We start from the raw sequence: 21,214 nt of genomic DNA, 5'->3' as shown, positions 1-21,214 counted from the left end.
CGGTCGGGTGAGCGCAACCTGAGGAAACATGCAGGTCACAGCTGTACCTGTCAAGGAGGGCCGGGTCTCCCCAGGGGGTGTCCGCGGGACGCCTGGTGCGGCGGTGAAGGCCGTGCCGGCGGGCCGGTGGTGTCCGACCAGTCGTAGGGATGCACCAAAAAGACCGCAGCCCACCCGGTGGATGCCGGGTGGGCTGTCCGAGCGACGCGGGCTCAGCCGCGACGGCCTTCGTCCGGGTCGTCCTTGCCGCGCAGCTCGTTCTCGCGGCGGCGCAAATCCGCCTCCCACTGCTTGAGCATGTCCTCGTGCTCGTTGTTGTGCTTCTTCAACGAGGCGAGGAACTCCGGGTTGTCGTCCGGTGCCAACGGCCGGCCGTCGCGCCGGGGGGCGTGGGCCGGTCCGTCGGCACCGCCGCCCGCCGGCGCGGTCCGCAGCGCGCCGCGCTGCTTGCCGGCCACCAGCCAGGCGATCGAGCCGACGAGCGGGAAGAGCAGCACGATGATCACCCAGACCACCTTGGGCAGGTGCTTCACCTCGTCCTCGGGGGTGGTCAGGCAGTCGATGAAGGCCCACACCCACAGGGCGAGCGGGAGTACGAAGGTCAGGATCCTCAGCACGGCGGCGGTCTCCCCCGGGTGACGTCGGTGACGGGCGCGTTCTCGTGGCGGCGGGCCGGCCCGTCGACCGGTGCCGCTTCGAGGGGGCCCTTGACACAGGCCAGGCTAGCGGGTGGCGGATACTGGCAGGCATGGCATACGACGATCTCCGCTCGTTCCTGCGGGCCCTCGACCGCGAAGGCGACCTCAAGCGGATCAAGGCGGAGGTGGACCCCTATCTGGAGATCGGCGAGATCGTCGACCGGGTGCAGAAGGCCAAGGGCCCGGCCCTGCTGTTCGAGAACGTCAAGGGCTCGTCGATGCCGCTGGCGATGAACGTCTTCGGCACCGAGCGCCGGCTCTCCAAGGCGCTCGGCCTCAAGGGCCCCGAGGAGATCGCCGACCGGATCGCCGGCCTGCTGAAGCCGGAGCTGCCGCAGGGCTTCACCGGGTTCCGGGACGCCTTCGGCAAGCTGGCCTCGATGGCCCACGTGCCGCCGAAGAACGTGAAGTCCGGCGACGCGCCCGTGCAGGAGGTGGTGCTGACCGGCGAGGACGTCGACCTGGACGAGCTGCCGGCGCTGTTCACCTGGCCGCTGGACGGCGGTTCCTTCTTCAATCTGGGCCTGACCCACACCAAGGACCCGGACAGCGGCATCCGCAACCTCGGCCTGTACCGGCTCCAGCGGCACGACCGCCGCACCATCGGCATGCACTGGCAGATCCACAAGGACAGCCGCAACCACGCCGCGGTGGCCGCCAGGCGCGGCGAGCGGCTGCCGGTCGCGATCGCCTTCGGCTGCCCGCCGGCCGTCACCTACGCGGCCACGGCGCCGCTGCCGGGCGACATCGACGAGTACCTGTTCGCCGGCTTCGTCGCGGGCGAGCGGGTGCGGATGGTGGACTGCAAGACCGTCCCGCTGCAGGTCCCCGCGGACGCCGAGGTGGTCCTGGAGGGCTGGCTGGAGCCGGGCGAGATGCTGCCCGAGGGGCCGTTCGGCGACCACACCGGCTTCTACACGCCGCAGGAGCCGTTCCCGGCGCTGACGATCGACTGCGTGACGATGCGCCGCCGCCCGATCCTGCAGTCCATCGTGGTCGGCCGGCCGCCGACGGAGGACGGCCCGCTGGGCAAGTTCACCGAGCGCTTCTTCCTGCCGCTGCTGAAGATCATCATCCCGGACATCGTCGACTACGACCTGCCCGAGGCCGGCGGCTTCCACAACTGCGTGATCGTCTCGATCGACAAGAAGTACCCGAAGCACGCCCAGAAGACCATGCACGCCATCTGGGGCGCGCACATGATGTCGCTGACCAAGCTGATCATCGTGGTGGACTCCGACTGCGACGTCCACGACTACCAGGAGGTCGCCTGGCGGGCCTTCGGCAACGTCGACTACAGCCGCGACCTCACCGTGGTGGAAGGCCCGGTCGACCACCTCGACCACGCCTCCTACCAGCAGTTCTGGGGCGGCAAGGCGGGTATCGACGCGACCCGCAAGCTGCCCGAGGAGGGCTACACCCGCGACGGCGGCTGGCCCGAGATGGTCTCCTCCGACCCGGAGACCGCCGCCCTGGTGAGCCGTCGCTGGAAGGAGTACGGCCTGTGAGCACCGCCGCCGCACTCCCCGAGGTCCCGCCCGGCAAGGTCAAGTCCTTCCTGCGGCTGGTGATGATCGAGCACTCGGTCTTCGCCCTGCCGTTCGCCTACATCGCGGCGCTGACGGCGATGTTCCGGGCCGACGGCCGGGTGCACTGGGGCGAGCTGTTCGTCGTCACGGTCTGCATGGTCGGGCTCCGGACCTTCGCCATGGCCGCGAACCGGATCATCGACCGGGAGATCGACGCCCGCAACCCGCGCACGGCCGGGCGCGAGCTCGTCACCGGCGCGGTGTCCCTGAAGACCGCGTACGTCGGCTCGGCGGTCGCCCTGGTGGTCTTCCTGGGCGCGGCCGCGCTGCTGAACCCGCTCTGCCTCGCGCTGGCCCCGGTCGCCGTGGTGCCGATGGTGGTCTACCCGTACGGCAAGCGGTTCACCGACTTCCCGCAGGCGATCCTGGGCCTGGCCCAGGCGATGGGCCCGGTGGGCGCCTGGCTGGCCGTCACCGGCACCTGGTCCTGGGACGCGGTCGTGCTCGGCGCGGCCGTCGGCATCTGGATCGGCGGCTTCGACCTGATCTACGCCTGCCAGGACGTCGCCTCCGACCGGGCGGGCGGGGTGCGCTCGGTGCCGGCCCGGTTCGGCATCCCGGCCGCGATCCGCGGCGCGCGCGGCTGCCATGTGCTCACCACGCTGCTGCTCGGCTGGTACGCGGTGCTCACCGACGCGGGGGTCGCGTTCTGGATCGGCCTGCTGGTGGTGGCCGGCGCCTTCGTCTACGAGCACACCATCGTGAAGCCGAACGACCTGTCCCGGTTGAACCGGGCGTTCTTCCAGACCAACGGCTTCGTCGGCATCTCGCTGTTCTTCTTCGCACTGGTTGACCTGGTGGTGCGCGGCCTCGGCATCTGAGGCCGCGCCCCGCGGCCTACTTCCCGCCCTCGTCGAGCGTGTGCTTGACGAGGGCGTTCGCGTGCCCGTGGCCGAGGCCGTGGTCCTGCTTCAGCCAGGCGACCAGCTCCATGTGCTTGGTCAGCGGGGAGGAGCGGATCAGCTCCTGCCAGTGGGCGATCGGCTGCCCGTACTTCTTCTCGATGGCGGGGAAGTAGCTGGCGGGGCCGTTGGGGGTGGTCATGCGGTGCTCCTCGAAGTCCGTCCGGTCGTCCACTGATTGATGATCATTACGCATGGAGCCTGATCGCGACAGCGGTCAGCCAGGCCAGTCCGAGTGCGGCGGCGAGGGTGAACGCCAGCACGGTGGCGCCCGAGGCGGCGAAGCCGACCAGGACGGCGGCCGCGACCACGCGCGAGGCGAGGGCCCAGCGCCCGCCCAGGTGCCGGGCGAGGACGAGGAAGGCCGCGCACAGGGCGAGGAAGCCGATCGTCCCGCCGGCCAGGTGCACCAGGCCGTGCCCGCTCAGTTCGGTCACCCGGCCCTCGGGCGCCCCGACCGGGAACCCGGCCCCGGGGTCGGCGGCGAAGAAGCCGTCGAGGACGAAGCTCGCCCCGAACACCCCGACCAGCCGGGGTGCCCAGGTGCTCCCCGGCAGGGCCCGGCGCAGTCCGACGGCGCCCGCGAGCAGCAGCGCGCCGGTGAGCAGGAACGCGGTCTGCTGGACCCGGCCGAGGTCGCCGAGGCTCAACTGGCTGAGCGCGTTGCGGGTGAAGTCGAAGCCCTCCCGGGTCAGCCCGCCGACCAGGCCGACGGCGAGGAAGAGGGGACCGGCGACCGCGCCGGCGGTCAGCAGCGGGCGGGCGGCGGCCGTAGCGGTGGCGGCCTGCGCGGTCATCGTGTTCGTCATGCTCGTAGGACCGGTGCCGGAGCGGAAACTCATCGGAGCACCGGATGTGATCTGCGTCACCGGGTGGCGGGGCGGGTCCGCCGGGTGTTCAGGGGCGCAGATCGGCCAGACCGGACGGCCCGTCGGCCGGTGCGGCCGCCCGGCTCGTGGTCCGACGCCCCGTCGTCACCTGCCTGCCGGTTCGTTCCGGCCGGAACCGTCGCAGGTCGGCCGCGCGGAGGCCCGTGCGAATGGGCGGGTGGCTGAAAATCTCATGCAATATAACCTGTGACATTGTTCTGATCATCCGTGGATGACAGGATCCACGCCGATCTCCTTCCTTCAGCCCGACCCCAACTTGGGCTGCCCCCACTCACGAAGGATTCAGGCGTGCTCCTGCGCACCAGACTCTCCATGCTCGCAGCCGGCGTCGTCGCCTGTTGCGCCACGGCGACCGCCGTGCTGCCGACCCAGGCCTTCGCGGCACCCCCCGCCACCGCCACCGCCACCGCCGCCACCGCCGTCCCGGCTCCGGCCCCGACCTCGGCCGGCCCGGTCGGCCTCACCTCCCCGACCCTGACGACGGGGTCCGAGGACCTCGCCGAGCCCGCCGCCCCGCTGCCCCCGGCGCTGATCGGTGCCACGCGCCTGGTCGAGCCGGCCGACGCCGCCGCGAGCGCCCCCGCCGAGTTCAAGTCCCTCGTCGCGCAGAGCTGCACCTCGGCCGACTTCGCCGCCCGCACCGGGGCCGACCTGGTCGCGTTCGTCAAGAACTCGACCACGGACTGCATCAAGTCGCTGTACAGCAGCGGCGGTGCCGACCCCAGCAGCTTCAACCAGGCCCGGATGCTGTCCGTCGCGGCCGCCCTCAAGGACCTGGCGGCGAACTACGCCGGTGACAACTCGACCGGCATCGCGCAACTGGTGAAGTACCTCCAGGTCGGCTACTACATCCAGTTCAACTACCCGGCCGGGGCGGGCCCGTACACCGGTGAGCTCGCCACCGCCGTCTCGTCCGCCCTGGACACGTTCTTCGCCGGCACCCACTGGCGCGACGTCACCGAGGACAACGGCCGCATCCTCAAGGAGGTGGTGTGGCTCACCGACAGCGCCAACCTCCAGGCGCGCTACGCGGGCGTCTACAAGCGGATCCTGGACGGCTTCGACAACAGCTACAGCGCGTCCCCGCAGATGATCAGCGCCGTCAACTCCGTGCTGTTCTACCCGCTCTGGTCGGGCTACCGGAACGCCGACTTCACCCGGGCGCTCGCGGCCGACCCGAGCCTCGTCAACTCGCTCGCCGACTTCGCGGTCAACCACCGGGACCTGCTCGGCGGGCCCAATGCCGTCCTGGACACCAACGCGGGCAACGACCTGGCCCGGTTCGCCGGCACCAGTGCCGCAGGCGAGGCCGTGGCCAAGCCACTGGTCAAGAAGGTGCTGGACTCCGCGCCGCTGCTCACGCCGTACGGGTCGCTGTACGTGTACACGGCCGTCCAGGCCGTGTACTACAACAACGGCCAGTGCTCGTACTACGGCATCTGCAACCTGCCCGCCAAGCTCACCTCGGTGGTGCTGCCGAAGCAGCTGGTCTGCGACAACCGCACCCTCCAGTCCCAGGCCCTCTCGGCCGCCGAACTGGCCACCGTCTGCGAGAGCCTGCGCAAGGAGGACGCGTTCTTCCACGGCGTGGCCAAGGACAACGGGCCGATCCCGGGCCAGTACGCCAAGACCGTCACCTTCGGGATCTTCGCCAACAAGACCGACTACACCACCTACTCGTGGGCGATCTTCGGCAACAGCACCGACAACGGCGGCCAGACCGTCATGGACACGACCGACCCGAACAAGCAGGCCGTGACCGTGATGTACCAGAAGGCCTGGAACGTCAGCGACCCCGCCCGGGTGTGGAACCTCAACCACGAGTACACCCACTACCTCGACGGCATCTACGACATGAAGGGCAAGTTCGCGACCCAGACGTCCGTCCCGGACCTCTGGTGGATCGAGGGCCTCGCCGAGTACGTCTCGTACACCTACCGCGGTGCCACCGACACCGACGCGATGGCCCAGGCGGCCAAGCACACCTACCCGCTCAGCACCCTCTTCCAGAGCACCTACGGCAACTCGGACTCGACCCGCACCTACCCGTGGGGCTACCTGGCCGTCCGGTACATGGTGGAGAAGCACCCGGCCGACGTCCAGGCCATGCTGGAGCGTTTCCGGGTCGGTGACTACCCGGGCGGCTACGCGGTCTACAACGGTGTCGGCACCTCGTACGACGCCGACTTCGACGCCTGGCTCGACGCCTGCGCCGGCGGCGCCTGCTACGCGGCCGGCCCGACCGCGCTGTTCGACACCGCGGTGAACGGCGCCACCGTCAGCGTGAGCGAGCGGTCCGTGCAGACCGGCCCCGGCCGGATCACCGCCTGGCACTGGAACTTCGGTGACGGCAGCTCCTCGGACGAGCGCAACCCCAGCCACACCTACGCGGCGGCCGGCTCCTACACCGTCGCTCTGACCACCACCGACAGCAACGGCCGGAGCGGTACCACGCCGACCACCGTCACCGTGAGCGCGCCGCCGGTCGCGCTGCCGGCCTGCACCGACGCGCGGAACGACGCGATGGGCCAGAACTGCTCCCGGGCCGGCCGGGCCGCGACCGCCGGCAACTCCGACTACATGTACATCTACCTGCCGGCCGGCACCACCACGCTGAAGATCACCGCCACCAGCGGCACCGGCACCGCGCACCTGTACTACAACGCCGACACCTGGGCCTCGCCGACCGCCTTCACCGCCTCCTCGACGGCGACCGGCACCACCCAGTCCGTCACCGTCACCAACCCGACGGCCGGATACCGCTACCTCAGCCTGTACGCCGTCACCGACTTCAGCGGCGTCACCGTCAGCACCCAGTTCTGACACTTCCTCGGAACCGCGCGCCCGGCCGGGACCTCCCGGCCGGGCGTTTCCGCGTCCCCATGACCCCGATCGCCCGCCGCCGGGGGTCGTTAGCATCGATCCATGATCGACAACGAGAACGACTGGAAGTCCGACCGTGTCGGCAGCGCGCTGCGCGGGGAGAACCCCACCGTCGTCCGGCGGCTGGAGTCCGGGTTCGCGGTGATCGGGGACGTGCAGTTCCTGCCCGGCTACGCGATCCTGCTGACCGACCAGCCGGGCGTGCAGCGGCTCTCCGACCTGCCCCGGCCGCGCCGCCTCGCCTACCTGGAGGACCTCGACCGCCTCGGCGAGGCCGTCGAACGGGCCTGCCGCGCGGCCGATCCCGCGTTCCGGCGGGTCAACCTGGAGATCCTCGGCAACACCGACCCGATGCTGCACGCCCATGTCTGGCCCCGCTACGACTGGGAGCCCGCCGACCTCGTCCGGCTGCCGGTCTGGCTCTACCCGCGCGACCGCTGGACCGACCCGGCGCACGCCCTCACCCCCGCCCACGACCCGATCCGCGCGGCCCTCGGCGCGGAGTTGGATGCGCTCCGGTAAAGGCCAGTGGTGCAGACCACTCGTTCTCGTGAATCCGCTGCCCAGGGGCGGTACGCGGAGCCGACTCGCGTCTACGCTGCGGCACATGGACATCGTCATCCTGCTCTTCGACGACTTCGAGCCGCTGGACGCGATCGGCCCGTACCAGGTGCTCGGCCATCTCCCGGGCGCCACCGTGCGGTTCGTCTCGGCGGGGGAGAAGGGGGTCGTGGCCGACAGCATCGGTGGGATGCGGCTGGAGGTGCCCACCGGCCGGGCGGACGTCGAGTCCTGTGACGTCCTGCTCGTCCCCGGCGGGCACGGCACCCGGCCGCTGATGACGGACGCCGCGCTCCTCGACTGGCTGCGCCGGACGCACGCGACCACCCGGTTCACCGCCTCGGTGTGCACCGGCGCGCTGCTGCTCGGCGCCGCCGGCCTGCTCGACGGCCTGGACGCCACCACCCACTGGGCGGCCGCCGGTGAACTCGCCCCCCACGGCGCCACCTACCTGCCCGAGCGGGTGGTGCGGCAGGGGCGGATCCTCACCGCCGCCGGGATCTCCGCCGGTATCGACATGGCGCTGCACCTCGCCGCGCTGCTCACCGACGAAACCACCGCCCGGGCGATCCAGCTGCACGCCGAGTACGACCCGATGCCGCCCTTCGACAGCGGCTCCTGGGCCAAGGCCTCGCCCGCCGTGCGGGAGCGGATCCGGCAGCTCGGATAGCCGTCGGACCCATCGTGGCTCAGTCGCGGAGGAAGTCCTCCAGGGCGGACGCCAGGGCGACCGGGGTCTCGTGCATCGGGTAGTGGCCGCTGCCGGGCAGCTCCGCCACCTCCGCGTTGGGGTAGTGGGCGAGGAAGGTGCCGCGCATCGCCTCGGCGGTCAGCAGCAGGTCGTGCTCGCCCACGAACACCCGTACCGGCACCGGGTTCCCGGCGACCCGGTCCACCAGGTCGGCGGTGGTCCAGTCGCGGACGTAGCCGCCGAAGGCCTCCCGGGTGGACAGCTCCAGCGAGCGGTCCACCATCAGGTCGAGCCAGACCCGGCCGGCCCGCCGCCCGGTCACCAGGTCCAGGATCCGGTACCGCTTGGCGCGGTCCTCGGCGGCGCCGTAGAACAGCGCCTCGCCGTCCGCGTCCATCGGGTACGGGCCGGCCGGAACGGGCGCCAGCCCGGCCAACTTCTTCACCCGGCCGGGCGCCTGGGCGAGCACCTGCTGGACGGCCTTGCCGCCCATCGAGTGCCCGACCAGCGAGAACTCCGGCCAGCCGAGCTGGTCGGCCAGCGCGAGCGCGTCGTCCGCGATCTCGGCCAGGGTGTAGGCGCCGGTCACGTCCTTGCGGTCGCCGTAGCCCCGGTAGTCGAGGAAGGCGTAGCTGAAGGCGGAGCCGTCCAGGTAGTCGGGGAACGGGCCCCAGCCGGCGCTGGTACCGAACCAGTCGTGCAGGACCAGGACCTTGTGGGCGCCGGAGCCGACCAGGCGGTGAGGGATCGTCATGCCCGGATTGCTGCCCACCGGCCGGGCGGCCGAACCGCCGTTCAGAGGGCCCGGTGGTAGGCGATGACCTTCTTGCCGTCGACGCTTCGCTCGCCCGCCTCGGTGAACCCGGTCCGGGCGAGCAGGGCGCGGGAGGCCTGGTTGTCCGGCGAGCTCACGGCGGTGAGCGAGCTCAACCCGTAGTCCCCGGCGGCCAGTCGGAGGACCTGCTCGACGGCGGCCCGGCCCACGCCCTGGCCGGTGTCGGCCTCCGCCACCCGGTAACCGAGTTCGGCACTGCCGTCGGCCACGTCCACCAGGTTGACCCGGCCGACGATCTGGCCGTAGCTGTTCAGGACGACGTGGAAGTGGCAGCGGCCCTCGGCCTGTTCGGCGAGCAGCGCGCGGTGCCGGTCGGCGAAGCCGTCGGGGGTGAAGTACTCGTCCCCCCGGTCGGGCACCGAGTCGGCGAAGAAGCCCCGGTTGTCCTGCTCGAACGCGAGGACGCGGCCCGCGTGTTCGGCCGTCAGCCGCTCCAGGCTGGGGCCGGGGCCGAGCCGCGGGGCCTCCGGGTGGTACAGCCGCTGGCGTCCGGGTTCGTAGTGGCTCAGGTCGTCGCTCTCGCCCAGCACCTCCCCGGTGCCGACCAGGACGCCCGAGGCCCGGCCGAGTCCCTTGAGGACGCCGCCGCGGCCGTCCGGGTCCGGGTGGGTGTACGGCAGGCCGGCGCCGAGTTCGACCGAGCGGGCCGAGATCCGGCCGAGGATCTGGGCGCCGTGGCCGAGCAGGCTGTCGCCGAGCACCTCGGCGCCGTCCATCAGCCGGACCCCGTCGCCGATGGTGATGCTCTCGTGGGCCCCGGCGAGGATCCGGGTGCCGCCGTCGCCGATCAGGGAGCGGGCGCCGACGGTGACCCGGCCGCCGTCGGTGGCGGCGATCCTGGTGCCGCCGTACAGGACGTTGCCGGGGCCGATCGAGCAGTGGCTCCGCTTGTCGCACTCGATCACCACGCCCGGGTGGAGCACGTTGTCCGGTCCGATCTCCACCCGCCGGGAGACGATCACCGAGAACGGGTCGAGCACCGCGACCCCGTGCTCGGCGAGGTCGAGCAGTTCGGCGGGGGTGAGCAGCCCGCGGTCGCGGCGCAGTCGGTCGAGGCGCGCGTGCACGGATTCGTCCGGAGTGGTCATCCGAGCATGTTTACGATCTTCGGTCGGCTTGTCCAGCACGGCCACCGGAGCCTGCGGCCGCCGACCCCGGACCCTCCCCAAGGAGCCCCGATGATCGGCCGGTTGCAGTGCGTCGTGCTCGACTGTCCGGACCCGGCCGCGCTGGCCCGGTTCTACGCCGGGCTGCTCGGCGGCGAGGTGGACCGCCCGGATCCGCGCTGGTCGCTGGGAGAGGACTGGTCGACCCTGCACACCCCCGACGGCCGGGTGCTCTGCTTCCAGCGGGTCGCCGGGTACCGCCCGCCCCGCTGGCCGGACCCGGAGCACCCGCAGCAGGTCCATCTGGACGTCGACGTGCCCGACCTCGCCACCGCCGACCCCGCCGTCCGGGCCCTCGGGGCGACCCTGCTCCAGGACGCCGGTGGCTGGCTGGTCTACGCCGACCCGGCCGGCCACCCGGTGTGCCTGCTGCCGGCGCGCCGCTGATCCCACTGGTGCGGCGGGTCGGGAAGAGGGCAGTGGGAAGGGGCGGGCCGGCCCCGTGCCCGGCCCGCCCCGGTCTCAGGAGATCCGGCGGACCCGGCGGACGGCGACGGTGACCAGCAGGACGGTCAGGGCGAGGAAGATCCCGGTCTCGATCGCCTGGAAGGTCCAGAAGCGGTCGGCCGGCTGGTACTCCTGCCAGTTGGTGAGCGGAGCGGGGCCGTAGTCCTGGGCGATGCGGGCCAGGCACCCGGCGCTGTCGCCGCCCTCGGGGCCGCAGCCGATCCGGCCGTCCGGGAGGACGAGGGCGCCGGTGCCGTTGCGGACGCCCTCCTGGTAGATCCAGGAGCCGGCGAAGCGGTTGGCCATCAGCGGGCTGTCGATCGCGTAGGTGAGCGTCTTCGCCGGCAGGAAGTACGGGCGGGCGAACAGTTCGACCAGGGCGCGGACGGCGATGAACGCGGTCAGCGAGATGCCCATCGCGGGCAGCACCCGGCGGGCGACCGTGCCGGCGAGGATGCCGAGCGCGACCGCGAACAGCGTGTACCCGATCGGCGCGATGCCCTGGACGTCGAAGACCAGGTAGCGGAGACGGCCGAGGCCGTTGTCGGCGAGCGGCTCCAGCCACCAGGCGGCGCCGAGCGCGTAGCCGACGGACAGGACCAGGGTGACCGCGCCGACCAGGCCGAACTTGGTGAGGATCCAGCGCCGGCGGCTGATGCCCTGGGTCCAGACCAGCCGGTGGGTGCCGTTCTCGACCTCCCGGGCGACCAGCGGGGCACCGAGGAAGACGCCGGCGAGGACCGGCAGCAGGACCAGGAGTACGGCCAGGAAGGCGGTCGAGTCGTACTTGTTCCCGAATCGCTGGCTCAGCGCCTCGCAGCCGCCGTTGTCGACGAGTTCGGCGTGGCCCAGTGCGCGCAGGCAGGCGCCGAGGCCGGAGTCCTGGAAGGTGGAGCGCATGGCCAGGCCGGTGGGGACCAGGACGGCGGCGAGCGCGAGGAGCGCCGCGGCCGTCCACAGGGCCTGCTTGCGGTGCTGGCGCCAGGTCAGCCAGATCATGCGGCCACCTCCGAGGCGGTCGGGCGGGTGGAGGTGCCGAGGTGGGCGAGGACGAGGTCCTCCAGGGTGACCTGGTGCACGGTCCAGCGGCTCTCGTCGACCGGGCCGTCGGTGCGGACGAGCAGGGTGGACTGCCGTTCGGTGTGACTGGCCCGGACCACCTCGGCCACCCCGGGGACGGCGGCGCCGTCCGGGGTCCTGGGGCCGACCAGCCGGCAGTGCGAGGCGAGCAGATCGTCCACCGGGGCGGAGAGCCGGACCTGCGAGGTGTGCAGCAGCACCAGGTGGTCGCAGACCCGTTCCAGGTCGTTCAGCAGATGGGAGGAGAGCAGGACGGTGGTGCCGTACTCGCCCACGGCGCCCATCAGGGCCTGCATGAACTCGTGCCGGGCGAGCGGGTCCAGCGCCGCCACCGGCTCGTCGAGCAGGAGCAGTCGGGGCCGTTTGGCCAGGGCCAGCGCCAGCGCGACCTGGGCGCGCTGGCCGCCGGAGAGCCGGCCGACGCGCTTGTCCAGCGGGAGGCCGAGCCGGGCGAGCCGGTCGCGGGCGATCGAGTCGTCCCAGCCGCGGGGGTTGAGCCGCCGGCCCATGGTGATCAGCTCGGCGGCGGTGAAGTCCGGGTAGAGCGGGGTGTCCTGGGCGACGAAGCCGAGGTCGGCCCGGGCGTCGGGGTCCTCGCGCGGGTCGCGTCCGAAGACCCGGACCTGCCCGGTGTCGGGCCGGAGCAGGCCGACGGCGAGGTGGAGCAGGGTGGACTTGCCGGCGCCGTTGGGCCCGACCAGGGCGGCGATCCGCCCGGCCGGGAGCTCCAGCGAGCAGTCCCGGAGTGCCCAGGTCTGCCCGTAGCGCTTGCCCAACGCCTCGGTGCGCAGAGCTGATTCCGTCATGTTGTTCTCCCCCATGATGACGTTCAGGCCGGTGCGGCGCCGTCGGTGGGCGGCCGTTCCGGGGTGGCTCGCAGGGTGGTGTCGACGAGTGCGGTGATGTCCTCGCGGGTGAGTCCGGCGGCCTGGGCGCGGTGCAGCCAGGCCGTCAACTCCGCCCGCAGTTCGGCCTGGTGGGCCAGGGCGGGTCCGGCCAGGGTGCGGACCAGGAACGTCCCGACGCCGGGCCGGCCCTCGGCGAGCCCTTCCAACTCCAGCTCCCGGTAGGCCTTGAGCACGGTGTTGGGGTTGATCGCCAGGGCCTGGGCGACGTCGCGCACCTTGGGGAGCCGGTCCCCCGGTTGCGCGAGTCCGACCCGCAGCGCCTGCTTCACCTGCAGCACCAGCTGCATGTACGTGGCCACCCGTGAGCGGCCGTCGAGCACGAACTCGATCACCAGTTGTTCTCCTGTCCTACGACAGTAAGACAGGATAGGCGTACGTCAGTCAAGTGGTGGAGCGGAGGAGTGAATTGACGGACGGTGGGGTGACGGCCGGGCGGTCAGCCGATCGTCAGCGTGTCCCCGACGCCGAGGCGCCCCGGGGCGGCGACCTCGGCGAGGGCGTCGAGCCGGGTGTCGTGCGCCTGGGCGATGGCCCTGAGGATCTCGGGGGCGTGCGGCAGGCCGGGCTGCGCGACGGTGACCATCGCGCACCGTTCGCTGGCGCGGACGAAGGCGAGCCGGGCGCCGGAGCGGGCGCTGCCCCGGGCCTCCCGGCCGAACCAGGTGTCCTCGCTGAACGGCGGGGTGCCGGGCGGGGTGCGCAGCAGGATGTTCGGGCGGAAGCGGCGGACGTCGACCGCGGCGGTCGGCACGGCCCGGGCGACCCAGTCCAGGGTGGCGGTGGTGAGCACGCTGACCGGGAGCTGGTCGAAGTGCGAGACGGCGTCCTCGCGGGCGAGTTCGACGTCCTCGCGCTGGAGGTAGGCGCGCAGGAAGGCGGTGGGGTCGGCGACCGGCTGCCCGAGCGGGTCGAACAGCTCGGGGCCGTCGAGCCGGTGGCCGAGCCGCGAGGAGAGGCGCAGCAGACCGTCCATCCGCCGGAAGCGGCGGGTGTTCTTGCCGGAGCCGAGCTTGCCCTGGCTGTCGCGCACGGCGTAGAGCCGGTCGCCCGCGAGCCCGCGGTCGTCCACCTCGACGGCGTCGAGCCGCTCGCCGCCGGTGGATTTCACGGGGTAGCGCCAGAGCTGCTCGACGACTCCGATGATCTCTGCCATGGCCGGACAGCGTACCGCCGCCCGCCGATGATGGTCTAGACCAAGTGCCCGAGTGCGGCCAGGGGTTCACCCCAGGCGGGCCACCGCCCGGACCGGAGCCCCGTCCGCCGCGACCAGCCGGAGCGGGAAGAGCGACACCTCGACCGCCCGCCCGGCCTCCTGCGCCGCCAGCAGCGGCCGCAGATCGGTCAGGTTCTCCGCGATCACCCCGCCGCCCGGCGCGCCGAGCAGCACCCGGTGGGCCGCCAGGGTCGGTTCCTCGGCGGCCGGTTGGTCGTGCTCGTCGGTGAGGTCGGCGAGCAGCGCCGCCACCGCCGGGTCGCCCGGGCCGGGATCGGGGGTGGGGTCGACGCTCAGCGCGTCCACCCCGACCGTGCGGACCCCGGCCGCCACGATCGCCTCGGCGGCCCGGGCGGTCAGGGACGGGTGGGCCAGATAGGTGTCGGTGCCCCAGTGCCGCGCCCAGCCGGTGGCGAGCAGCAGGACGGTGCCCTCGCCGGCCAGCTCCAGGGCGGGCGCCAGCTGCTCGGCGGTGACCTCGGCGCGCGGCTCCAGGCCGCGCAGGTCGGCCACCACGGCCGGGCCGGTGAACCGCTCCAGCGGCAGGCCGTCCAGCGTCGGCCAGGTGACGTCGACGTGGTACGGCGCGTCGACGTGCGTGCCGGACTGCGAGCCGAGGTGCACGGCGAGCACGTTCACCCCGGCGGTGGCGGTGGTGAGGGCGGGCTCCAGGAGGACGGCCGGATCGCCGGGGTAGACCGGCATCGCGGTGGTCACCTGGTGGGTCAGGTCGACGAGGGTCGGGGCCATGCGGCCATCCTCCCAGGGCGGGCCGGGGCGGGGTGGGGATAGAAAGGAAGCACTATGGAAAAGCCTGAGCAGCCCGTGCGCCGCCCCTGGATCGTCGGGGTCTCCGGCGCGTCCGGCACCCCGTACGCCGCGTCCGTGATCCGCGCCCTCCTCGCCGCCGGCGAGTCCGTCGACCTGGTGGTCAGCCGCGCGGCCCGGCTGACCATCCTCGACGAGACCGGTATCGCCTTCCGGGACGCGCACTGGCGCGCGGACCTGGCGTTGTGGCTGGGGACGGCGGAGGACGACCTGGAGGACGTCCGGTACTGGCCGGCCGGGGACTTCGCGGCCGGACCGTCCAGCGGCTCGTACCCGGCGAAGGGGATGCTGGTGGTGCCCGCGACCACCGGCGCGGTGGCCGGGATCGCGCTGGGCCTCAGCAAGGACCTGCTCCAGCGCGTGGCCAGCGTCACCCTCAAGGAGCGGCGTCCGCTGGTCGTCTGCGTCCGGGAGGCACCACTCAACGGGGTGACGTTGAAGCACTTGGTGGAGCTGGACGCGCAGGGCGCGGTGGTGCTGCCCGCCTCGCCCGGGTTCTACGCCGGCGGCTCCACAGTCCGCGAGCTGGTCGACTTCGTCGCCGGACGGGTCCTGGACGCCGTCGGCGTGCCCCACACGCTGTACCGGCGCTGGGAGGGTGAGTTGGGCGGCGCGGCGCGCGCGGCGGAGCGCCCGGCCTGAGGGGGAGTGAGGAGCCGCAGGACGGGAGAGTATGTTCTCTGCGATATCCGGGTTGGTGCGAGCATGGCGCCTTTGAATCCGGATAATGATCTGTGGGTCTGGTGAGGTTCGGAAGGACGCGGACGGTATATGGACACGGTGGACAGACAGCTCATCCAGGCGCTCCGGGAGAACGGCCGCGCGTCCTACGCCGAGCTGGGCCGGCTGGTCGGCCTCTCCGGCCCGAGCGTCACGGACCGGATCAACCGGCTGGAGCAGGCCGGTGTGATCACCGGCTACCGGGCGACGGTCAACCCGGCCTCGCTCGGCTTCGGCGTGACGGCCCTGATCGGCCTCCAGCTGACCGACGCGGCGGACCACGAGGACGTCGCGTTCCGGCTGAAGGACCTGGGCGAGGTGGAGGACTGCTGGTTCATCGCCGGTGACGACTCGTACATGCTCAAGGTCCGGGTGCCGGACGTCGAGGGCCTGGAGTCGGTGGTGAAGCGGATTTCGGGTACGAAGGGTGTGGCCCGGACCCGGACCACCGTCGTACTCTCCACCAAGTGGGAGAGCCGGGTCAGCGAGCTGCCCTTCGCCGACGGCGAGTAACCGCCGCGGGGAGCGACCGCCGCGACGGACAACCGTCGCGGCGAGTGACCGCCGCGGGGCGGCCCGGACGAACGAGAGCACACGGGGGAGTGGCGGACATGGCACTGGTCGGTCTGGAGGAGCTGCGCGCGGCCCGGCGGCGGATCGAGGGGGTCGCGGTGCGCACCCCGCTGGTCCCCGAGCCCTGGGCGGCGGACGGGGAGCGCCGGCTCTGGCTGAAGCCGGAGAACCTCCAGCCGACCGGGGCGTTCAAGACCCGGGGCGCGTACAACCGGCTCGCCGCGCTGAGCGAGGACGAGCGCGCCCGCGGCGTGGTCGCCCAGTCCAGCGGCAACCACGCGCAGGCGGTGGCGTACGCCGCCCAGCTGCTCGGGATCAAGGCCGTGATCGTGATGCCGGACACCTCGCCGGCGGTCAAGGTCGAGGCCACCCGGTCCTTCGGCGCCGAGGTGCTGCTGGTGTCGCCGGAGCAGCGCGACGTGGTGCCCGGCGAACTGGCCGAGCGGCACGGCTACGTCTGGGTGCCCCCGTACGACGATCCGTTCATCATCGCCGGTCAGGGCACGGTCGGCCTGGAGATCGCCGACGACGCCCCGGCGGAGCTGGACACCGTGCTCGTCCCGGTCAGCGGCGGCGGGCTGATCGGCGGCACGGCCGCCGCGCTCAAGCTGACCCGCCCCGGGGTGCGGGTGATCGGTGTCGAGCCCGAGCTGGCCGCCGACGCCCAGGCCAGCCTGCGGGCCGGTGAGCGGATCACCTGGCCGGTCGCCGACACCTACCGGACCATCGCCGACGGTCTGCGCACCCCCTCGGTGGGCGTACTGCCGTACGAGCACATCACCGCCTACGTGGACGACATCGTCACCGTCACCGAGGACGAGATCCGCGCCACCGTGGCGCTGCTGGCCCGGCGCGGGCGGATCGTCGCCGAGCCGTCCGGCGCGGTCGCCCCGGCCGCGTACTTCCACCGGGCCGCCGAGACCGGCGGGCGGGTCGTCGCGGCGGTCGTGAGCGGCGGCAACATCGAGCCCGCGCTGCTCGCGGAACTCCTGGCCGGCTGACCCGCGCGGGGCGGCTGCCCGCGAGTCGACGCGGGTGGGGGCGTACGCTCGTTCCGGCAACGATTCGAAGTCGGAGGAGGCGGGGCACCGCATGGACGCAGGGCTCAAGCGCGAGCTGGAGGCGAAGGTCTACGCGGGGGAGCGGCTGACCCGGGAGGACGGGATCGCGCTCTACGAGAGCGACGACCTGGCCTGGCTGGGCGGGCTCGCCCACCACGTGCGGACGGTGAAGAACGGCGACGTCGTCCACTTCAACGTCAACCGCCACCTCAACATGACCAATGTGTGCAGCGCCTCCTGCGCGTACTGCTCGTTCCAGCGCAAGCCGGGCGAGAAGGACGCGTACACGATGCGCATCGAGGAGGCCGTCCGCCTCGCCAAGGCGATGGAGGTCGACTCCCTCACCGAGCTGCACATCGTCAACGGCCTCCACCCCACCCTGCCGTGGCGCTACTACCCGCGCTCGCTGCGGGAGCTCAAGGCCGCGCTGCCGAACGTGTCGCTCAAGGCCTTCACCGCCACCGAGATCCACTGGTTCGAGCGGATCAGCGGCCTGCCCGCCGACGAGATCCTGGACGAGCTGATCGACGCCGGCCTGGAGTCGCTGACCGGCGGCGGCGCGGAGATCTTCGACTGGGAGGTCCGCCAGCACATCGTCGACCACGACACCCACTGGGAGGACTGGTCGCGGATCCACCGGCTCGCCCACAGCAAGGGCCTCAAGACCCCGGCCACCATGCTGTACGGCCACATCGAGGAGCCCCGCCACCGGGTGGACCACGTGCTGCGGCTGCGCGAGCTCCAGGACGAGACCGGCGGCTTCCAGGTCTTCATCCCGCTGCGCTACCAGCACGACTTCCACGACTCCAAGGACGGCGTCGTGCGCAACAAGCTGATGGCGCGCACCGAGATGGCCACCGGCGCCGAGGCGCTGAAGACCTTCGCGGTCTCCCGGCTGCTCTTCGACAACGTGCCGCACGTCAAGGTCTTCTGGGTGATGCACGGCGTCACCACCGCCCAGCTGGCGCTCAGCCACGGCGCGGACGACATGGACGGCTCGGTGGTCGAGTACAAGATCACCCACGACGCGGACAACTTCGGCACCCCGAACAAGCTGGGCCGCGACGACCTGCTCGGCCTGATCCGGGACGCCGGCTTCCGCCCGGTCGAGCGCAACACCCGCTACGAGATCATCCGCGAGTACGACGGCCCCGACCTGGGCCGCCGGGAGACCCCGCAGGCGATGCGCCTCTGACGCACGCTCCGCCGCCCGGGCCCCGCGGCCCGGGCGGCGTGCCTTCTTCACCGGGCCCGCACAGCCCCCGGGTTTCCCAACGCGGCCTCCTTTTGGCAGGATCGGCCACATGTCCGGTCACCGTCGCACCTCCCCGTAGCCGTCGTACGAGCCGGTGCACGAGGCGCCGCAGCCGTCGTACGGTGAGCACCCGCAGGAATACGGCACCGTCCACGAGGCCCAGGACCCCGGGTACGGCTACCGGAGCCTCGCCGACCACGATGTCTACGACCGGCCCTTCCAGGCGTACGCCGCCGAGCCGGCCCTCCACGACTTCCCGGCCGACCAGCAGCCGGTGTACCGGACCGCCCCGCAGGACGGGTACGGCTACCAGGACATCCACCAGGGCGTCCACCAGGACACCTACCAGGACGGCTACGCGGACGTGTACCGGCCCGAGCCGCAGGACCCGGCGGTTCCGCCGGCGGTGCCGCTGCCGCAGCAGCGGAGCGCCGCCGCCGTCCCCGGACCGCGGGCGGCCGCCCGGGGCCACCGCCGCAAGCCCCGGAAGAAGCGCACCGGCCGCGCCGTCACCGCCGGCACCGCCCTGCTGCTGGCGGCCGCCGCCGGCTGGTACACCGTCGGCGAGGACGCCGCGAAGCCCGGTGTGACCAGCGCCGACGGTCCCGGCGCCGAGGGTGTCGCCGGACAGCCGACGGCGGACCGGCCCTCGCCGACCGCCGCCCCGGCCGCCCGGGCCGCCGACGCCCGGCAGACCGAGACCCCCGCCGCCGACCGCAGCGAGCGCAGCGACGGCTCGGTGGCCGCCATCCCGGGCCTCGGTGCCTCCTTCGCCGGCCGGATACCCGCCGACACCACCCAGGTGGTGCTGGCCTCCGGCGAGGGCAAGGACACCAACCGGAGCGCCGTCACACTGTGGACCCGCACCGGTGAGGGCCGCTGGCTGGCCGGCGAGACCTGGCAGGGCCACAACGCCTTCAAGGGCTGGACCACCGACCACAACGAGGGCGACCTGCGCAGCCCGATCGGCGTCTTCTCGCTCACCGACGCCGGCGGCCGCAAGGCCGACCCGGGCAGCAAGCTCCCGTACGACCGGGACTCGAACTTCGTGGTCTCCGGCCGGGGCTTCGCCGGCGAGCAGCTGGCCGGATCCTTCGACTACGTGGTCGCGATCGACTACAACCGGGTGCCCGGCAACTCCCCGCTGGACCCGCGCCGCCCCAACGGCTCGACCAAGGGCGGCGGGATCTGGATCCACGTCGACCACGGCGGGCCGACCCACGGCTGCGTCTCGGTGCCGGAGGACAAAATGGCGGAGTTGATCCGCACTCTCGACCCGGCGGCCCACCCGGTGATCGTGATGGGGGACGCCGGCTCGCTGGCGGCCTGAGCGGCCCGGAGCGGGCGGTCGTTCGTCCACGACTGTCTTTGCGCGTCCGATCGGGACCCGCCTGCCGCAACGGTCCTTGTCGGCCTCCTACAGCATCCCGGCGCGGATCCTGTAGCCGGTCGCGCCCGACTGACCAGCGGGTAACCGGGTTGAGTGGGCAGTATGACCGGTTCGCGCATCGTGGCACTCGGCCACTACCAGCCCCCCAAGGTCCTCACCAACGACGACCTGTCGAAGCTGGTCGACACCGACGACGAGTGGATCCGCAGCCGCGTCGGCATCCGGACGCGGCACATCGCGGAGGACGAGACCGTCGTCGACCTCGCCACGGAGGCGGCCCAGAAGGCGCTGGCGAACAGCGGCCGCTCGGCCGCCGAGGTGGACCTGGTCGTGGTGGCCACCTGCACCGCGGTGGAGCGCAGCCCCAACACGGCCGCCGCCGTCGCCGCCCGGCTCGGGATCCGCGCCCCGGCCGCCTACGACATCAACACGGTCTGCTCGGGCTTCTCCTACGCGCTGGCCACCGCGGACCACGCGATCCGGGCCGGGGCGGCCGGCAGGGCCCTGGTGATCGGCGCGGAGCGGATGTCGGACACCCTCGACTGGACCGACCGGTCCACCTGTGTGATCTTCGGCGACGGCGCCGGCGCGGCGCTGGTCGAGGCCCAGGAGGACGGCGCCGAGCCCGGCATCGGCCCGGTGGTCTGGGGCTCGGAGCCCGAGCGGGGCGACGCCGTGGTGATCACCGGCTGGGACCCGGTGATCAGCCAGCAGGGCCAGTCGGTGTTCCGCTGGGCGACCACGCAGATCGCCCCGCTGGCCCGGCAGGCCTGCGAGCGGGCCGGGATCGACCCGTCCGAGCTCAAGGGCTTCGTGCCGCACCAGGCCAATCTGCGGATCATCGACGCGATCGCGTCCCGGCTGGGGATCACCGACGCGGTGGTCGCCCGGGACGTCGTGGACTCCGGCAACACCTCGGCGGCCTCGGTGCCGCTGGCCTTCTCCAAGCTGGTCGAGCGGGGCGAGCTGTCGCCCGGCGACCCGGTGCTCCTGTTCGGCTTCGGCGGCGGCCTCGCCTACGCGGGCCAGGTCGTCCGCTGCCCGTGACACCCCCGCCCGTCCCTGCCCGGGGCCCTCGGAGGCCCCGTAGGCCGCTGTAGGCCCCGCCGGGGCCCCGGAACGGCACGACATGCCTGTGGGCGGTCACCCCCTTGCACGGGGTGACCGCCCACAGGCATGTCGTGGCACGCAGCGGACCGCCGGCGGACCTCCCCCGAGGACACGGCCGCCGTCCGTCGTACCCCGGACAGGAGGCCGGGGCGCGTGCGAAGCGGAAGGGTGGGTCGATGCGGATCGGTCTACTTGGGCGCCTTCTTGCCGGTGACGCCCAGGTACACCAGGGGAGCGAGGTTGGGCTTGAGGTCCTTGACCTTGACGCCCCAGGAGGTGAAGGCCTTCTGGTGCTCGGCCGCGGAGGCGAGCAGCGAGACCAGTGACCCGGCCACGGCGGCCGGATCCAGTGACTTGTCGGCCTGTCCCTTCGCCTGGAGTTCCTTGACGGCTTCCGCGAGTGGCTTGGCGACC

The 21,214-nt window shown here is 72.5% G+C and carries 22 protein-coding genes and 1 pseudogene; 12 read left to right on the top strand and 11 right to left on the bottom strand.

Annotated elements, in window-relative coordinates; translation table 11 throughout:
- Positions 1-212: 212 nt before the first annotated feature.
- Positions 213-617, bottom strand: coding sequence for a PLD nuclease N-terminal domain-containing protein (locus tag BI06_RS22415; protein WP_030393821.1), 405 nt, complete (start codon positions 615-617; stop codon positions 213-215).
- Between the two features lie 131 nt (positions 618-748).
- On the opposite strand from BI06_RS22415, the gene BI06_RS22410 reads away from it, so the two are divergent.
- Both BI06_RS22410 and mqnP read left to right on the top strand, forming a co-directional pair.
- A complete protein-coding gene (locus tag BI06_RS22410) occupies positions 749-2,206 on the top strand; it encodes a menaquinone biosynthesis decarboxylase (RefSeq protein WP_043470862.1) in 1,458 nt (485 codons plus the stop codon).
- Positions 2,203-3,108, top strand: a complete 906-nt coding sequence (gene mqnP / locus BI06_RS22405) for a menaquinone biosynthesis prenyltransferase MqnP (RefSeq protein WP_030393823.1) — start codon at positions 2,203-2,205, stop codon at positions 3,106-3,108. Before BI06_RS22410 ends, mqnP begins: the two co-directional genes overlap by 4 nt.
- A gap of 16 nt (positions 3,109-3,124) precedes the next feature.
- Here mqnP and BI06_RS22400 read toward each other — a convergent pair whose 3' ends face one another.
- Positions 3,125-3,331, bottom strand: a complete 207-nt coding sequence (locus BI06_RS22400) for a DUF4287 domain-containing protein (RefSeq protein ID WP_030393824.1) — start codon at positions 3,329-3,331, stop codon at positions 3,125-3,127.
- Between the two features lie 46 nt (positions 3,332-3,377).
- A complete protein-coding gene (locus BI06_RS22395) occupies positions 3,378-3,998 on the bottom strand; it encodes a DUF998 domain-containing protein (RefSeq protein WP_043470860.1) in 621 nt (206 codons plus the stop codon).
- 369 nt (positions 3,999-4,367) lie between these two features.
- Between BI06_RS22395 and BI06_RS22390 the strand changes: the two genes are divergently transcribed.
- From BI06_RS22390 to BI06_RS22380, 3 genes are all read left to right on the top strand, one after another.
- Positions 4,368-6,902 carry a collagenase gene (locus BI06_RS22390; protein WP_043470858.1) on the top strand — a complete coding sequence of 845 codons (2,535 nt, stop codon included), beginning with the start codon at positions 4,368-4,370 and terminating at the stop codon, positions 6,900-6,902.
- A 102-nt stretch (positions 6,903-7,004) separates the two neighbouring features.
- Complete coding sequence (locus BI06_RS22385) at positions 7,005-7,484, top strand: HIT family protein (RefSeq protein ID WP_043470855.1); 480 nt, start codon at positions 7,005-7,007, stop codon at positions 7,482-7,484.
- An 85-nt stretch (positions 7,485-7,569) separates the two neighbouring features.
- Positions 7,570-8,193, top strand: coding sequence for a DJ-1/PfpI family protein (locus BI06_RS22380; protein ID WP_043470853.1), 624 nt, complete (start codon positions 7,570-7,572; stop codon positions 8,191-8,193).
- Between the two features lie 19 nt (positions 8,194-8,212).
- Here BI06_RS22380 and BI06_RS22375 read toward each other — a convergent pair whose 3' ends face one another.
- Positions 8,213-8,968: an alpha/beta fold hydrolase gene (locus BI06_RS22375; protein WP_043470850.1), complete on the bottom strand. Its 756-nt coding sequence runs from the start codon at positions 8,966-8,968 to the stop codon at positions 8,213-8,215.
- 41 nt (positions 8,969-9,009) lie between these two features.
- Positions 9,010-10,137: a GNAT family N-acetyltransferase gene (locus BI06_RS55550; RefSeq protein WP_369826191.1), complete on the bottom strand. Its 1,128-nt coding sequence runs from the start codon at positions 10,135-10,137 to the stop codon at positions 9,010-9,012.
- Between the two features lie 90 nt (positions 10,138-10,227).
- On the opposite strand from BI06_RS55550, the gene BI06_RS22365 reads away from it, so the two are divergent.
- Positions 10,228-10,602 (top strand): VOC family protein, encoded by a 375-nt coding sequence (locus tag BI06_RS22365; protein WP_030393830.1) that lies wholly within the window; start codon positions 10,228-10,230, stop codon positions 10,600-10,602.
- 75 nt (positions 10,603-10,677) lie between these two features.
- On the opposite strand, the gene BI06_RS22360 is transcribed toward BI06_RS22365, so the two are convergent.
- From BI06_RS22360 to BI06_RS22340, 5 genes are all read right to left on the bottom strand, one after another.
- Complete coding sequence (locus BI06_RS22360; RefSeq protein WP_030393831.1) at positions 10,678-11,661, bottom strand: ABC transporter permease; 984 nt, start codon at positions 11,659-11,661, stop codon at positions 10,678-10,680.
- The gene (locus BI06_RS22355) at positions 11,658-12,548 is read right to left on the bottom strand and encodes an ABC transporter ATP-binding protein (protein WP_043470846.1); all 891 of its coding nucleotides are present in this window, start codon (positions 12,546-12,548) and stop codon (positions 11,658-11,660) included. Before BI06_RS22355 ends, BI06_RS22360 begins: the two co-directional genes overlap by 4 nt.
- Before the next feature lie 23 nt (positions 12,549-12,571).
- On the bottom strand, positions 12,572-12,982 hold the full coding sequence (locus BI06_RS22350; RefSeq protein WP_030393833.1) for a GntR family transcriptional regulator: 411 nt from the start codon (positions 12,980-12,982) through the stop codon (positions 12,572-12,574).
- A gap of 104 nt (positions 12,983-13,086) precedes the next feature.
- Entirely contained in the window at positions 13,087-13,803 is a 717-nt protein-coding gene (locus BI06_RS22345) for an MOSC domain-containing protein (protein ID WP_030393834.1), read from the bottom strand.
- A 66-nt stretch (positions 13,804-13,869) separates the two neighbouring features.
- Positions 13,870-14,613: a cyclase family protein gene (locus BI06_RS22340; protein WP_030393835.1), complete on the bottom strand. Its 744-nt coding sequence runs from the start codon at positions 14,611-14,613 to the stop codon at positions 13,870-13,872.
- Between the two features lie 54 nt (positions 14,614-14,667).
- On the opposite strand from BI06_RS22340, the gene BI06_RS22335 reads away from it, so the two are divergent.
- From BI06_RS22335 to BI06_RS22310, 6 genes are all read left to right on the top strand, one after another.
- The gene (locus BI06_RS22335; protein WP_030393836.1) at positions 14,668-15,333 is read left to right on the top strand and encodes a UbiX family flavin prenyltransferase; all 666 of its coding nucleotides are present in this window, start codon (positions 14,668-14,670) and stop codon (positions 15,331-15,333) included.
- A gap of 129 nt (positions 15,334-15,462) precedes the next feature.
- Complete coding sequence (locus tag BI06_RS22330) at positions 15,463-15,924, top strand: Lrp/AsnC family transcriptional regulator (RefSeq protein WP_030393837.1); 462 nt, start codon at positions 15,463-15,465, stop codon at positions 15,922-15,924.
- A gap of 98 nt (positions 15,925-16,022) precedes the next feature.
- Complete coding sequence (locus BI06_RS22325; protein ID WP_043471393.1) at positions 16,023-16,985, top strand: threonine/serine dehydratase; 963 nt, start codon at positions 16,023-16,025, stop codon at positions 16,983-16,985.
- A 91-nt stretch (positions 16,986-17,076) separates the two neighbouring features.
- Entirely contained in the window at positions 17,077-18,240 is a 1,164-nt protein-coding gene (mqnE, locus tag BI06_RS22320) for an aminofutalosine synthase MqnE (protein WP_030393839.1), read from the top strand.
- A 154-nt stretch (positions 18,241-18,394) separates the two neighbouring features.
- Positions 18,395-19,630, top strand: a complete 1,236-nt coding sequence (locus BI06_RS22315; protein WP_369826190.1) for a L,D-transpeptidase family protein — start codon at positions 18,395-18,397, stop codon at positions 19,628-19,630.
- 162 nt (positions 19,631-19,792) lie between these two features.
- A complete protein-coding gene (locus BI06_RS22310) occupies positions 19,793-20,737 on the top strand; it encodes a beta-ketoacyl-ACP synthase III (protein ID WP_030393841.1) in 945 nt (314 codons plus the stop codon).
- Positions 20,738-20,988: 251 nt separating this feature from the next.
- Here BI06_RS22310 and BI06_RS22305 read toward each other — a convergent pair.
- Positions 20,989-21,214, bottom strand: a pseudogene (locus BI06_RS22305) (TetR/AcrR family transcriptional regulator); the annotation flags it as partial.

This window comes from Kitasatospora sp. MBT66 (assembly GCF_000710405.2).
Classification (GTDB): Bacteria; Actinomycetota; Actinomycetes; order Streptomycetales; family Streptomycetaceae; genus Kitasatospora; species Kitasatospora purpeofusca.
The sequence above is the reverse complement of the archived record's forward strand: the minus strand, read 5'-3'. Positions and strand labels throughout refer to the sequence as shown.